The organism is Streptomyces sp. NPDC050619 (assembly GCF_040654815.1).
Lineage (GTDB): Bacteria > Actinomycetota > Actinomycetes > Streptomycetales > Streptomycetaceae > Streptomyces.
Map to the genome: position 1 here is coordinate 642788 of NZ_JBFAIR010000002.1, position 14222 is coordinate 657009.

The window sequence follows — 14222 nt, forward strand, 5'->3', positions numbered from 1 at the left end:
CGCCTCAGTACGAGGCGTCGGCGGCGCCGTGCCGCAGCACCAGCGCCGAGTTCGACCCCATGAGCCCCCGGCTGAGGACCAGCGCCGTGCGCGGCTCGGCGGCGCGGGCGCGGACGGTCACCAGATCGAGGTCATGGCAGACGTCGAAAACATTGGGGGTGGGCGGGATCACACCGTGCTCCATCGCGAGCACCGCCGCCGCGGCGTCCAGCACGGGTGCCGCGCAGTAGCCGCGGCCGATACCGGTCTTGGGCGCGGTGACCGGCACGCGCCTGCCGTGCGCGCCGAGGGCGTCGGCGATCGCCAGCGCCTCGGCACGGTCCGCCTCCGGTACGCCGAGGGCGTCGGCGAAGACCACGTCGATCTCCTGAGGGGCACAGCCGGCCTCGTCCAGCGCACCGCGGATGGCCTGGGCGAGCCCTTCGCGGGACTCCTCCCAGCGGGAGGCGCCGGTGAACGTCGCCGCGTGTCCGGCGAGGACGGCCCGCACACGCGCGCCCCGCTCCCGGGCCGAGGCGACCTCCTCCACGACGAGCATGGCGCCGCCCTCGGCGGGCACGAATCCACAGGCCGCGCCGGTGAACGGGCGGTAGGCGCGCGACGGGTCGTCCGCGCGGCTCAGCTCCGCGTACCCGAGCTGGCAGACCACCGAATAGGGGGCGAGCGGCGCCTCGGTCGAGCCGGCCACGATCGCGTCGGTACCACGCCGCACGGCGCGCGCCGCGTGCGCGAGGGCGTCCAGGCCGCCGGCCTCGTCGGCGGCGACCACCGAGCAAGGCCCCTTGAAGCCGCGGCGTATGGAGATCTGGCCGGTGCTGGCGGCGTAGAACCAGGCGATCGACTGGTACGGGCCGACGAAGCGACTGCCCTTGCCCCACAGCTGTTGCAGTTCCCGCTGGCCGAACTCGCCGCCGCCGGAACCGGCCGCGGTGACCACGCCCACGGAGAACGGGGCGGCGTCGGTGTCGGCCCGGCCCAGGCGGGCGTCGTCCAGTGCGAGGTCGGCCGCGGCCATGGCGAAGTGCGTGAACCGGTCGGTCTGGACGAGGAAGCGTTCCTCGACCGCCGCCGAGACCTCGAAGTCCCGGATCTCGCCCGCCACACGCAGCGGCAGGTGCTCACAGCCCTCCCGGGTGACCCGGTCGAGGACGCTGATGCCCTCCTGCGTGGACTTCCAGAAGGACTCGGTGCTGGTTCCGTTGGGCGCCACCACACCGATTCCGGTGATGACGGCGCGCCGCGGATTCGGTTCGCTCATCGCGTCCTCTCCCTCGGCCGGGTCAGAACCACCGCGGACTGGAAGCCGCCGAACCCGCTGCCGACGGAGAGCACGCTGTCCAGTCTCCGCTCGCGGGCGACGCGCGGCACGTAGTCCAGGTCGCACTCGGGGTCCGGGGTCTCGTAGTTCGCGGTGGGCGGTACCACCTGGTGGGCCAGGGCCAGGACACAGGCGACGACCTCGATCGCCCCGATCGCGCCGAGGGAGTGGCCCACCATGGACTTGATGGAACTCATGGGTGTGTCGTAGGCGTGCTGTCCCAGGGCCCGCTTCACCGCGGCGGTCTCGTGACGGTCGTTCTGCTGGGTGCCCGACCCGTGCGCGTTGACGTAGTCGATCGCGGTGCCGTCGACCCGGGCGTGGTCGAGGGCATCCCCGATGGCCCGGGCCATCTCCAGGCCCTCACTGGTCAGACCGGTCATGTGGTAGGCGTTGCCGAACGTCGCGTAGCCGCTCAGCTCGCAGTACACGTGCGCGCCGCGGGCCCGGGCGTGTTCGAGCTCCTCCAGGACGAGTACGGCGCCGCCCTCGCCCATGACGAACCCGTTGCGGTCGGCGTCGAAGGGACGCGAGGCGTGGGCGGGGTCGTCGTTGTTCGTGGACGTGGCCTTGATCGCGTCGAAGCAGGCCATGGTGATCGGCGAGATCGGCGAGTCGGAGGCGCCGGCTATGCATACGTCCGCCCGGCCCTCCTCGATCGTGTGGAAGGCGTACCCGACCGCGTCGAGCCCCGAGGTGCAGCCCGTGGAGACGGTCTGCACGGGACCCCGCGCTCCCACCCGTTCCGCCACCGTCGAGGCGAGCGTGCTGGGTGAGAAGGCGCGGTGCAGGTGCGGCTCCGCCTCCCGGTGGTCCACGTCCCAGCGCTGACCGCCCGCGCTGACCAGGACGTAGTCGTGCTCCAGCCGGGTGGTGCCGCCGACCGCGGTGCCCAGGGAGACCCCGACCCGCCACGGATTCTCCTTGGCGAGGTCGAGTCCGGCGTCCTGTACCGCTTCCTCCCCGGCGACCAGGGCGAACTGGATGTAGCGGTCGCATCGTGCGATCTGTTCCGCCTCCAGCCCCTGGGCCGCCGGGTCGAAGTCGCACTCGGCGGCGATCCGCGAACGCAGGCCGGAGGGATCGAAGAAGGTGATGCCCCGCGTCGCGGTGCGCCCGTGGGACAGCAGATCCCAGAACGCCGGTACGCCGATGCCGCCCGGGGCGACGATGCCTATGCCGGTGACCCCCACGCGCCTGGTCATGAATGGACCTGACGTCGTTCGTCGGCCCGGCCCCTACCCGCGTGGGCTCCCTTGTCCACGACCGGGACGGCGTCGGTCTCCTCCGTGTCGACGTGGCCGAGGGGCGGGCTCGGGGCGAGCGGGCCGAGGTGGAAGACGATCCGGGCCTCCACCTTGCCGACATTGCGGAACCGGTGCCGCATGTGGGCGGGGATCATGAGCCCCTGCTCGGGGTGCAGGGGATGGGGCTCGCCGTCGAGGTCGACCTCCAGCTGCCCGCACACGGCGTACACGAACTCCTCGGAGTACGGGTGGTAGTGCTCAGCGATGCGGTCACCGGGCTGCACGATGGCCACGCCCATGAAACCGCTGGTCGAGCCGACCGTGCTGGGAGTGAGCAGGGCGCGCAGATCGCCGCCGCGCCGGGTGTTGGGCTCGACCTCGCTGAGATCCACGATTCTGGGACGGGGTTTGATCACGACGTTGCTCCGATCGTGTGCTGTGTCGACATGGGGGCGGCCCTGGCCGCCACGGCCCGCCGGCTGGTGGGGAATCAGGCGTCGGGCGAGCGGCGGTCGGTGACGAGTTCCATGCGGGCGCGCTGGAGGAAGCGCGTGAGGTCGCCGTCCTTCGCGGTGCCCGCACCGTCGGCGCCGTCCGGCAAGGTCGTCAGCTCGGCCGCCTGCGCCGGGTCCGAGAGGCCGAGGGACAGCGCGAGGTCGCCGGCGTCGAGGCCGCCCCGCACGTCGATCAGCCGCACCACGACGTCGTCGCGCTGGAAGATCGTGCTGCGCAGGACCGGGCTGCGCGGATCGTCCGCCGCCGCCTCGTCCCGCTGGGCGAGCAGTTCGGCCAGCCGCAGGCCGCGGCCGGGCCGGGCCGGGTAGTACAACGCGTGCCGCTGCGCCGCCGGGTCGTCCCGCTCGGCCGTCACATGGTGGACGGCGGGCAGCGCCGCCCGGGTGAAGAAGATCCGGGCGGACTCGGGGTCGTCGAGGTCGCGGTCCTGCTCCAGATACGGGTTGATGGCCTCCTCGACGGCCCGCACCTCGGGCTGCCGGGCGACGTGGCGCAGCGCCGCGAGCAGGTCGCCCCGTACCTCGATGGCCCGCACCACGCGGTTGCCGTGCATGAACAGGGAGGTCCGGCACAGCCGGGTGGTGTCGTCGACCCGCGGCTCGGGCGAGGCGTAGTCGGCGAGGATGCCGGCGACGGTCGCCTCGCTGCCCGGCTTGACCGTGAAGGTGAGCGCGTGGCGGATCACGCCGTCACCGATCCGGGGTGCCGTCTGGAGGCTGCGCTTGTCGGACTCGGCGTACGCCGCCGGGCCGCCGGTCTCGCGGACGACGTGGAAGCGCAGCGACCTGGTGTCGCGGACACAGCTGTGCAGCGGCTCCACCATCCGCACGTGCTCTTCGCTGTTCACCCAGGTGAGGAAGGGCGGCGCGCTCTCCCACTCGCTGGTGATGAGCCATTGAGAGGGATTCTCGATCGACTGGCACAGCTGATCGCTGACATGGCCCGGAACGGACGCGACCTGGTTGCACAGTTGCTCGTACGCCTCCAGGAACTGCTGCTGGGCTCCGTCGTAGACGTCCACCAGCAGGACGACCCGGAGCCTGGAGCCGTCGAACACGGACTGGGAGACACGGTGCGACCCCTGTCGCCTGAGCGGTGCTGAAGCGGGGGCGGACGTGGTGGTCATCCTGGGTATCTCCTTCGCGGGAGGGGAACAGCGACCTTCGGTCGCGGTGATCCGAAGTGAGCGTGACTCGATCCTGTGCCGGTCCCGCGGGGCGCGCGATTCGTATGGGCTACGCGGGTGACCGGCCCCGGGGCGGGAGGAGTTCGGGACGCGGTCACGTGAGGTGGGCGAAGACCACCAGGTTGTCCTTGTAGTCCTTGACCGTGCGGTCGTAGTCGCCCGCGCACGTGATGAGCCGGACCTGGGCCTGGGCCGTGTCGCCGTACACGCGCCGGCTGGGGAAGTGGTCCTTGTCGAACGTCTCCACGCTGTCGACCACGAAGGACGCCTTGCTCCGGTCGGCTCGTGCGACCTGGAAGACATCCCCCTTCTCGAGTTCGCCGAGGCGGGCGAAGACGGCGGCGGACGTCTTCGTGTCGACGTGTCCGGCGATGACCGAGGTGCCCGCCTCGCCGGGGGAGGCGCCCTCGGCGTACCAGCCGACGAGGTTGACGTCGTCGGCGGGCGGGGCTTCGAGCTGCCCCGTGGGGCCGACGGACAGGTCCGTGAAAGGGGCGTTCACGGAGATTTTCGGAATGAGCAGGCGCACCGGCTTCGACCGTGGCAGATGCTTTCCCGCCGGCTGTCCGGCAGCCGAGTCCGGCGTGGCGGTTTGCTGGACCTGGGGGGCCTGCGGGGCTTGCGGGACCTGCGTCGGGCGGGAGGCGCCGGACGACGCGTCGTGGCCGCCGAGCAGCCTCATCGCCACGATCAGGAGAGCCACGGCGCACAGCATGGTCACGCCTCCGCGGGACCGCCGGCCGGTCGGCGCCGGTTCGTCGCCGGTGGGGGAGGAGGGAGGGACTGCCATCGAAGACCATCTCACTAGTGCGCTGCGGCAGGGCGGACAAAGCGGGCGCGAAGCCGGCCTGACGGCCGCCACACGATGCACCGGTGGCGGCCGAGGCTGCTATCGCGTCCGGCACGGATCAGGCCGTGCCGTGGGCCGACATCCTGCGGCGTGCGGCGTACAGACCGGTTCCGGCGACGGCCAGAACCGCCAGACCGCCCGCGGTCGCGGTGGGAGAGGCCAGCCCGCCGCCTCCGGTGTGCATCCCGCCGCTGGGCTTGCTGTGGCCACCGCTCCAGGAGTCCTCCTTGTCCTTGCTCCAGGAGGAGTCCTTGCCGTGCTCGTCGTCCTTGGTCCAGGAAGAGTCCTTTCCGTACTCGTTGTCCTTGTAGGTCTCCGGGTCGTGCTTGGGGTCGCGGGTGGAGCCCTGGTCGTCGGCCTTCACCGCGGCCAGCGCACCGCCACCCGTGTGCATGCCACCGCGCGGGGCGTCGTGCTTGTCGCCCTTGTCGTGCTCCTTGCCGTAGGACGAGTCGTCGCCCTTGTCGTGCTCCTTGCTGTACGACGAGTCGTCGCCCTTGTCGTGCTCCTTGCTGTACGACGAGTCGTCGCCCTTGTCATGCTCCTTGCTGTAGGACGAGTCGTCTTGGTCCCAGTCACCAGCGGCGGCATACACGCCGGGTGCGGTGATGCCGAGGACGGCCGAGGCCGCCGCCGTGGCCAGGAGGATCCGAGCAGAACGCATTCGAGGGTCCTTTCGCCATGACCGGGCAGCTGGCGCTTCGTCAGCTGAGGTGACCCGGCCCTGACGTGATCCACCGTCAGTCAGCCGGCCGGATCCCACCACTCGAGGCGCTCAGCCGGGTGATCGTCGGCCTCCCCGAGCGCCTCCGCCCGCGCCCAGCACATCGGCCGACAGCGTGGCTGCCGGCCGATGTCGTGGCTTTGCGAAGGTCAGTCAGGTCAGTGTCAGGTCGGTCAGGTCAGCGTCAGGGCCTTGGTCAGGACCTGGCGCAGCGTCGATTCGGCATCCGGGACCGGACCCGGTGACCGCCAGGCGACGAACCCGTCGGGCCGCACGAGTGCGGCGCCGCCAGGTGTCGTGCCGTGGCGTTCCCGCCAGTCCGCACCGTCCTCGGGTACCAGCTCGGCGTCGGGCCCGGATCCCACCCGGTACGAGACCAGCGGGAGGGACATCTCTGCCGCGAGGCGGGTGGCGGACTCGTGCCAGCCGCCCGACGTACCGGCGTCGCTGAGCAGGACCAGGGACCGTTCGTAGAGGTCGAGGGTGGAGATCCGCTCGCCCCGGTGCCGCACCCACAGGTGGGGTGCCCTGCTGCCGGGCTCCCCCGTCAGGGCGAGTTTCTCCGGGACCACCGCGACCGTGGGATCGGTACCGACGACGGCGCCGTTCGGGTAGCGGTAGCCGAGGGCCACGTTGAGGATGCCGCGCTGCGGACCGCCGCCGGGGGCGGGCGGCGGGGCGAAGCCGGGGTGGCTGTGCTCGGCCGACCGGGCGGCCGCGCGGGCGCTGGTCGCCTCCGCCACCGGGCGGCGCTCGGCGTCATAGGTGTCCAGCAGTCCGTCCCCCGCCCAGCCGCCGAGCACCGCGGCCAGCTTCCAGGCGAGGTTGTGCGCGTCCTGGATGCCGGTGTTGGAGCCGAAGGCCCCGGTGGGGGACATCTCGTGGGCCGAGTCGCCGGCCAGGAAGACGCGGCCCGACCGGTAGGTCCGTGCGACCCGCTGGGCGGCGTGCCAGGGAGCCTTTCCGGTGATCCGCACGTCGAGGTCCGCGTCCCCGACCGCCCGGCGGATGTGGTCGACACAGCGCTCGTCGGTGAACTCCTCCATGGTTTCGCCGTGTTCGGGGTGCCAAGGGGCGTGGAAGACCCAGTTCTCGCGGTTGTCCACCGGCAGCAGCGCGCCGTCGGCGTCCGGGCTGGTCAGGTAGCAGACGATGAAGCGACGATCACCCACCACCTCGGCGAGGCGGCGGGAGCGGAACGTCATGCTGATGTTGTGGAACAGGTCGCCGGGTCCGCTCTGACCGATGCCGAGCTGCTCGCGCACGGGGCTGCGAGGGCCGTCGGCGGCGACCAGATAGTCCGCGCGGATGGTGGTGTGCTCGCCCGTCTCCCGGCTCTTCACCACCGCGGTGACGCCGTCGGGGTCGCTGTCGAACGACATCAGCTCGGTGTGGAACCGCAGGTCGCCGCCGAGTCCCGCGGCGTGCTCGAGCAGCACCGGCTCCAGGTCGTTCTGGCTGCACAGACACCAGGAACTCGGGCTGAACCGGGCCAGTCCGCCGCCCGGGTCGATGTCCCGGAACAGCCACTCGCCCGCGTCCTGGACCAGGGTGGGCGTCTGAAGGATGCCGTGGTTGCCGGCCAGGGTGGCCGCGGCGTCACGGATCGCCGGCTCGACGCCGGCCACCCGGAACAGCTCCATCGTGCGTACGTTGTTGCCGCGGCCACGGGGGTGGATGGAGGTGCCGGCATGGCGCTCCACCAACGTGTGCCGCACTCCCAGTCGGCCCAGGAACAGCGACGTCGACAGCCCCACCAGGGAGCCGCCGACGATCAGGACCGGGACCTTGTGGATCATGCCGCCGGCTTGACCGGCTCTTTCGTTCATCACTCGCCTCCAGCGTGTCGTGTCCGACGGTTCGACCGGATACGGCCGGGACCCTCATGCATGCCCCGCACGGCGGACGGCGGCTCAGGCTTCACCCGTGTGTGCGCTTCAAGGCGTCCGCGAGTTGTTCGACGCCGCCGGATCAGGCGGTCACCCCGCCCGTGCAGGCGGCACCCGGCTCGGGGGTCTGCTCGCCCTGGACGTACTTGGTGAGGAACTGCTCGACCCGCGGATCGGACGCCTTGTCCACGCTGAGCCGGCGGCCCCAGGCCGACAGCATGATGGGGCCGGACTGGTTCGCGACCGGGCTCATCAGGGTGTAGGGGGTCTTGGAGACCTTGTCACCGAGTGTCCTGACGTCGGCGTCGGCGGCCTTGTCGTTGTACGTGACCCAGACCGCGCCGTGCTCCAGGGAGTGCACGGCGTTCTCGTTCGCTATCGGCTCGGTGTAGACGGTGCCGTCGCAGGTCATCCACGCCTGGCTGTGGTCGCCGCCGACGGGCGGCTTCATCGGGTAGTCGACGGCGCCCTGGACATGGTTCCGCGTGAGCTTCTTCTTGTCCCAGGTCTGCTCGCCGGCCACGGGCTTCTTCGCCGCGGCGGCCTGCTGCTCCTCCTTCTCGTCGGCGCTGTTGAGGGCGTACCCGCCCCAGCCGACCAGTCCGGCGACGATGATCGTGCTGAGGGTGACGGTGAGGATGCGGTTGCGGCGCTCACGAGCCCTCTCCGCGCGGCGCATCTCCTCGATCTTGGCCTTCCGTGCCTCGGCGGCGGCCCGCTTGCTGGTCTTGCTCATGGCTGTGTGTTCCTCGTCTCCGCCGCGCGGCATCGTCGGGCGACGGTGGGTGCAGGGGTGGGGGAAGGGCGAAGTCGCCGCCCGTGCGCGGGAGCGCCCGGGCATCGCGGCATCGGGACGAGGTCCTAGATCCGCTGCACCTGGAGGACGTGGAGATCGGGAGCGCTGCCGGTCGGGGGAGGCCCGGTGCAGAGCGGGGGACTGCCCGGCTGCCCGGCGGAGTTCGGCATGTCCGGCGGAACGGCCGGCAGTAGTCGCAGCGGCGTGATGACCGTGCGCACACCGTGGGCGGCCGGAGCGCAGCACTGGTCACCGGCGGGGCAGTCGTGGTGGTGTGCGGCAGGCTCGGCGCGGTGCTCCTGCGCACTGCCCGCCGGCATCTGTACCGCCGAGACGCCGGTCATGGCGGCCGCCTGGCCGCCGGTGCCGCCGTGTGCCGCGTACCCCAGACACATCACCAGCGCGGCGAGCAGAACTGCCAGGGCAGGGCAGAGTGCCGCGGTGCGCGGCGTCCACCACGCCCTGGGGGTCCTGCCCCACGCCGACTGCGCCCGGATCAACATCACCGCTGATGCTAAGCGGTTCCTGCCATGTCATGTTCCGGTCCGGCGCGAGTTCGGCTTTCGAGCGGTGCCCGTGGCAGCCTTGCTCGCGCCGTCGAGACGGCCTCGCTGCCCACCGCGGCGAACCGGCCGCGCTGCCCACCGCGGCGAACCGGCCGCGCTGCCCACCGCGTCGAACCGGCCGCGCTGCCCACCGCGTCGAACCGGCCGCGCTCTTCGACGGCTCCGCGCTCGCCAAGCCGGTCTCGTCGACGCCCCCGTGGTCCGCGCCGCGCTCGACCAGGCCGTCACGGCCCGTACGCCGCCGGCGTCTCGGGCGCGACCGGCGTGGAGCTCAGGTGCTCCCGCAGCCACTGCTCGGTGTTGCTGATGTGCAGCAACGCGGTGGCCTGGCTGAGGGCGGTGTCACGGCGGGAGAGGGCGCTGAAGATCGCCTCGTGCTCCGCGAGGGTGCGTCCCGCGGCCTGGCTGTCGACCAGGCCGCGCCAGATGCGGGCCCGGAGGGTGCGGCCCGAGACACCCTCCAGGAGGGTGACCAGGGACTCGTTGCCCGTGGCGGCGACGACCGCGCGGTGGAACGCCGCGTCGTGCGCGTTGAGCCGCTCGACGTCGTCACGGGCCTCCCGCATCGCGTCCAGGTGCCCCTTCACCTCGGCCAGGCCCTCGTCGGAGATCCGGGTGGCGGCAAGCGCGGTGGCGACCGGCTCGAGCAGCCGCCTGACCTCCATCAGGTCCAGCAGGGCGCCCGCGTCGCTCTGCAGCAGGTCCACCGCACCCCCGAGCCCCTCCAGCAGCAGACTCGGCTGCAGGCTCGTCACATAGGTGCCGTCACCCCGTCTGACCTCCAGCACCCGGGCGACGGCCAGTGCCTTGACCGCCTCCCGCGCCAGATTGCGCGACAGCCCCAACTGGGCGGCCAGATCCGGCTCAGGAGGCAGCTTGGAGCCCGGCGGCAGCGCCCCCGAGCGGATCAGTTCACGGATCTGCTCGATGGCCTTGTCCGTCAGAGACACAGAGGGTCCCTCTCCGGAAGACATGTGATGTCTTCCTCTGTACAAACAGCATAATTGAGTGACAAATCGGTCATCTCTGCGGTCTTGTCAGGTCTATTCATCCCTGTAAACCAGTTGACAGTGAAGGGTTATATGGCTGATCTTCGTGCATAGCAGCAGGTACTCACGTCCCATGAGTACCGCCGTCGCCGGAGGTTCCCGCAGTGGCCCAATCGATCAGCAGGCGCAGGCTACTGGCCGGTGCCACCGCCGTCGTGTCGGCCGCGGCGGCCACCGACGTGTTCGCCGGCGGCAGCGCCCTGGCGGCCCCGCGCACTTACACGCCCACCTGGGACTCGGTGAACCGGCACCCGGCGGCCCCCGAGTGGTTCCGGGACGCCAAGTTCGGCATCTACTTCCACTGGGGCGTGTTCAGCGTCCCCGCGTACGACAGCGAGTGGTACCCACGGAACATGTACGCGCCGGACAGCAAGGCGAACAAGCACCACATCGCCACCTACGGCGAGCCCGCCGACTGGCCGTTCCACAACTTCGTCAACGGCGCGGACGACCTGGCGGGCAGCCACGTGGAGTTCGCGCCCAGGCTCAAGTCGGCCGGCGGCAACTTCGACCCCGACGAGTGGGCCCGGCTCTTCGCCGACGCCGGCGCGCGGTTCGCCGGTCCGGTCGCCGAGCACCACGACGGCTACTCGATGTGGGACAGCCGGGTCAACGAGTGGAACTCCGTGGCCAAGGGCCCGCGGCTCGACCTGCTGCACCTGTTCACCGACGCCATCCGCGCCCGGAACCTCAAGCTGCTGGTGGCGATGCACCACGCGTACAACTACACGGGCTACTACGAGTACGCGCCCGCTCAGTCCGACCCGAGCTTGAAGAAGCTGTACGGCCAGCTGAGTTCGGCTCAGGAGAACCAGCTCTGGTTCGACAAGCTCAAGGAGGTCGTCGACCGGGCCCGGCCCGACATCCTGTGGCAGGACTGGCGACTGGACCACGTCGACGAGACACAACGGCTGAACTTCCTGGCGTACTACTACAACCAGGCGAACAAGTGGGGCAAGGAAGTCGTCGCCACCTACAAGGACGGGCTCAACAGCCACGGCGAGGTCTTCGACTACGAGCGGGGCGGGCCGGCCGACCTCACCGCTCCTTACTGGCTGACCGACGACAGCATCTCCAACTCCAGCTGGTGCTACACCGAAGGCATCGGCTACTACTCGCTCGCACAGATGCTGCACTCGCTGATCGACCGGGTCAGCAAGAACGGCAACATGCTGCTCAACATCGCCCCACAGGCCGACGGCGCGATTCCGCAGGGCCAGCGTGACCTCCTGCTCGCCATCGGCGACTACCTGAAGCGCCACGGCGAGTCGATCTACGACACCCGGGCCTGGACCGCGTACGGCGAGGGCCCGACGAAGATGGGCGGCGGCTCCTTCACCCGCCCCACGGCCGGCACCGCGCAGGACATCCGCTTCACCCGCGACAAGCCGAACACCGTCCTGTACGCCACGGTCCTCGGCTGGCCCGGCAGTTCGCTCACGATCGAGACGCTCGGCTCCGAACGGATCGACCTGGCCTCGCTGTCCTCGGTGGAACTGCTCGGTGCGACAGCCGGCGAGTACATCGACCTCCCCGCCCCGACCCAGGACACGACCGGGCTGACGGTGCCCCTTCCGCCGACGGCACCGTTCGACACGCCCGCGTACGTCCTCAAACTCCGCTTCTCCGGCCGCATTCCCCCGCTGCGGCCCCTCGTCGGCGCCGTCGTGTACCGGGGCGCCGACTACTCCGGCGACAGCGCCGTGCTGTCCATCGGCAGTTACACCGCCGAAGAGCTCTCCCTCGCCGGAATACCGCCCCGCACCCTCGCCTCGCTGCGGCCGGCTCCGGGATACCGGGTCATCGGCTACTCCGGCGCCGACTTCACCGGTACGACGTGGACCTTCAATGCCGACAACGCCAGGATCCGGAGCGGGATCACCTCCCTGAAGGTCGTGTTCGACCCGACGGCCTACTTCAGGATCACCAACGTCACCAACGGCCTGGCCCTGGACGGCGGCGGTGACGTCCCCGCAGGCTCCGAGCTGAAGCAGTGGACCTGGGACGGCTCCACCAACCTGCAGTGGCACGCGGTCGACCTCGGCAATGGCTACTGCAAGCTGGAGAACCGCACCAACGGCATGGTCGCCGACGGTGGCGGCGCCACCACTGACGGCGCCACGGCCAGGCAGGCGGCGTGGAACGGCTCCACCGACCAGCAGTGGCTGACCATCCACCGCGGCGACGGCCGGTACTCCATCGCCAACCGCACCACGGGCCTCGTCCTGGACGGCGGCGGCGACGTCTCCTCCGGCTCCGTCACCAAGCAGTGGACCTGGGGCACCAGCGCCAACCTGCTGTGGACGTTCACCAAGGTCTGACCGCGACGTTTTTCAATTTGTTCCATCCCATTGGAAACAGTCATGAGTGGGCGACTGTTGAATGGTGGATCAATTAGTAAGAGCAAGTCGCATTCAGTGCCTCCACAATATCTCCCCGTAGCAAGAATGAACTCCAAACTGCCCGACTCGGGTTGGCCCTTTGCTGAGTCGCGTTATAACAAGGGCGTCACAGCATGGTTTAGAAATTCTCATGCGGGCCCTTTATGTGTTTAGAGTTACCGGCGGTTGCAGCGCCGACGAATTTGAGCCGCTTGGCTTCGGCGCGCGACTCGGCGGGCTCCGTTGGGAGCCGCCCCCCACTCCGCAAAGGACCAGATCGTGCGTCACCGTTCACTTATCGCGATAACCGCTGCGCTCGCGGCAGGTTCGCTCTCCCTGACCGCCTGTGGGTCCAGGGACTCCGACAGCAGTAGTGCAGGCAGCGGGGACTCGACCACCCTGACCATCGGCGTGGACGCCCCCCTGTCCGGGGAGAACTCCACCACCGGTCTCGGCATCCAGTACGGCGCCCAGATCGCCGTCGACGACGCCAACAAGAACAAGCTCGTGCCCGGCGTCACCTTCAAGATCGAGGCTCTGGACGACAAGGCGCAGCCCGCCACCGGCCAGTCCAACGCGACCTCCCTCGTCGGCGACGACAACGTGGTCGGCGCCGTCGGCCCGCTGAACTCCGGCGTCGCCCAGTCGATGCAGCAGGTCTTCGCCTCGGCCGACATGGCCGAGATCTCCCCGGCGAACACCAACCCCGTGCTGACCATGGGCAAGGACTGGCAGACGGACAAGAAGCGGCCGTACAAGACGTACTTCCGCACTGCCACCACCGACGAGATGCAGGGCACCTTCGCCGCCGAGTACGCCGCCAAGAGCCTCGGCAAGAAGAAGGTCTTCGTCGTCGACGACAAGCAGACCTACGGCTCCGGCCTCGCGAAGATCTTCAACGAGCAGTTCACGAAGCTCGGCGGCACTGTGATCGGCACCGACCACGTCAACACCGGTGACAAGGACTTCGGTTCGCTCGTCACCAAGATCAAGGCCTCCGGCGCCGACCTGCTCTACTACGGCGGCCAGTACGACGAGTCCTCGCTGATCACCAAGCAACTCAAGGAAGCCGGCGTCGACATCCCGCTGTTCGGCGGTGACGGCATGTTCGCCACCACCTACATCCAGACCGCCGGCAAGGCCGCCGAGGGCGACCTCGTCACCTCCGTCGGCGTCCCGGCCGACACCCTCCCCGCCGCCAAGACCTTCATCGAGACCTACAAGTCCAAGGGCTACAAGGGCGACTACGCCGCCTACGGCACCTACGCCTACGACGCCACCACCGCGATCATCAACGCCGTGAAGGCCGTCGTCGACGCCAACGACGGAAAGGTCCCGAGCGACAACAACGAGCTGCGCTCCAAGGTCGTCGTCGAGGTCCAGAAGTCCGACTTCGACGGCATCACCGGCAAGGTCTCCTTCGACCAGTACGGCGACACCACCAACAAGCAGCTCACCGTCTACCGGGTCGAGAACGGCGCCTGGAAGGCCGTGAAGACCGGCACCGCCAACCCCAGCTGATCGCCCCTCAGCACGCCACACCACGGGCCGCGCGGAAGGAGGAACCCGACCGCGCGGCCCGTTTCCACATCCCCACCCCAGCATGCGATCAGCGCGCATCTGACCCCTGCACGCCACCAGTGCACACGACCACCAGCGACATGGAGGCCACGCGGTGAACACCCTGCCGCAGCAGCTGG

Annotated in this window: 12 protein-coding genes; 2 read left to right on the top strand and 10 right to left on the bottom strand. The window is 70.0% G+C overall.

The genetic code is table 11. The annotated features are described in order from the left end of the window. Window positions 1–4: 4 nt before the first annotated feature. The 10 genes from AB0I77_RS05975 to AB0I77_RS06020 form a co-directional block, all read right to left on the bottom strand. Window positions 5–1258, bottom strand: coding sequence for a beta-ketoacyl synthase N-terminal-like domain-containing protein (locus AB0I77_RS05975; protein WP_363281117.1), 1254 nt, complete (start codon window positions 1256–1258; stop codon window positions 5–7). After that, on the bottom strand, window positions 1255–2523 hold the full coding sequence (locus AB0I77_RS05980; protein WP_363281118.1) for a beta-ketoacyl-[acyl-carrier-protein] synthase family protein: 1269 nt from the start codon (window positions 2521–2523) through the stop codon (window positions 1255–1257). The genes AB0I77_RS05975 and AB0I77_RS05980 overlap by 4 nt, the downstream gene beginning before the upstream one ends. After that, window positions 2520–2981 carry a cupin domain-containing protein gene (locus tag AB0I77_RS05985; RefSeq protein WP_363281119.1) on the bottom strand — a complete coding sequence of 154 codons (462 nt, stop codon included), beginning with the start codon at window positions 2979–2981 and terminating at the stop codon, window positions 2520–2522. Before AB0I77_RS05985 ends, AB0I77_RS05980 begins: the two co-directional genes overlap by 4 nt. Before the next feature lie 74 nt (window positions 2982–3055). Continuing rightward, window positions 3056–4207: a SchA/CurD-like domain-containing protein gene (locus tag AB0I77_RS05990; protein WP_363281120.1), complete on the bottom strand. Its 1152-nt coding sequence runs from the start codon at window positions 4205–4207 to the stop codon at window positions 3056–3058. 154 nt (window positions 4208–4361) lie between these two features. Further along, complete coding sequence (locus tag AB0I77_RS05995; RefSeq protein WP_363281121.1) at window positions 4362–5057, bottom strand: class F sortase; 696 nt, start codon at window positions 5055–5057, stop codon at window positions 4362–4364. Between the two features lie 118 nt (window positions 5058–5175). Beyond that, a complete protein-coding gene (locus tag AB0I77_RS06000; protein WP_363281122.1) occupies window positions 5176–5781 on the bottom strand; it encodes a hypothetical protein in 606 nt (201 codons plus the stop codon). A 233-nt stretch (window positions 5782–6014) separates the two neighbouring features. Beyond that, on the bottom strand, window positions 6015–7670 hold the full coding sequence (locus AB0I77_RS06005; RefSeq protein WP_363281123.1) for an FAD-dependent monooxygenase: 1656 nt from the start codon (window positions 7668–7670) through the stop codon (window positions 6015–6017). A 142-nt stretch (window positions 7671–7812) separates the two neighbouring features. Beyond that, on the bottom strand, window positions 7813–8466 hold the full coding sequence (locus AB0I77_RS06010; protein ID WP_363281125.1) for a DUF3105 domain-containing protein: 654 nt from the start codon (window positions 8464–8466) through the stop codon (window positions 7813–7815). 125 nt (window positions 8467–8591) lie between these two features. Next, a complete protein-coding gene (locus tag AB0I77_RS06015) occupies window positions 8592–9029 on the bottom strand; it encodes a hypothetical protein (protein ID WP_363281126.1) in 438 nt (145 codons plus the stop codon). A gap of 287 nt (window positions 9030–9316) precedes the next feature. Further along, entirely contained in the window at window positions 9317–10042 is a 726-nt protein-coding gene (locus AB0I77_RS06020) for a FadR/GntR family transcriptional regulator (protein WP_363281127.1), read from the bottom strand. A gap of 203 nt (window positions 10043–10245) precedes the next feature. On the opposite strand from AB0I77_RS06020, the gene AB0I77_RS06025 reads away from it, so the two are divergent. Together AB0I77_RS06025 and AB0I77_RS06030 are read left to right on the top strand one after the other, a co-directional pair. Beyond that, the gene (locus AB0I77_RS06025) at window positions 10246–12462 is read left to right on the top strand and encodes an alpha-L-fucosidase (protein ID WP_363281128.1); all 2217 of its coding nucleotides are present in this window, start codon (window positions 10246–10248) and stop codon (window positions 12460–12462) included. Window positions 12463–12801: 339 nt separating this feature from the next. Next, a complete protein-coding gene (locus tag AB0I77_RS06030; RefSeq protein WP_363281129.1) occupies window positions 12802–14043 on the top strand; it encodes a branched-chain amino acid ABC transporter substrate-binding protein in 1242 nt (413 codons plus the stop codon). The last annotated feature ends 179 nt before the right edge of the window (window positions 14044–14222 follow it).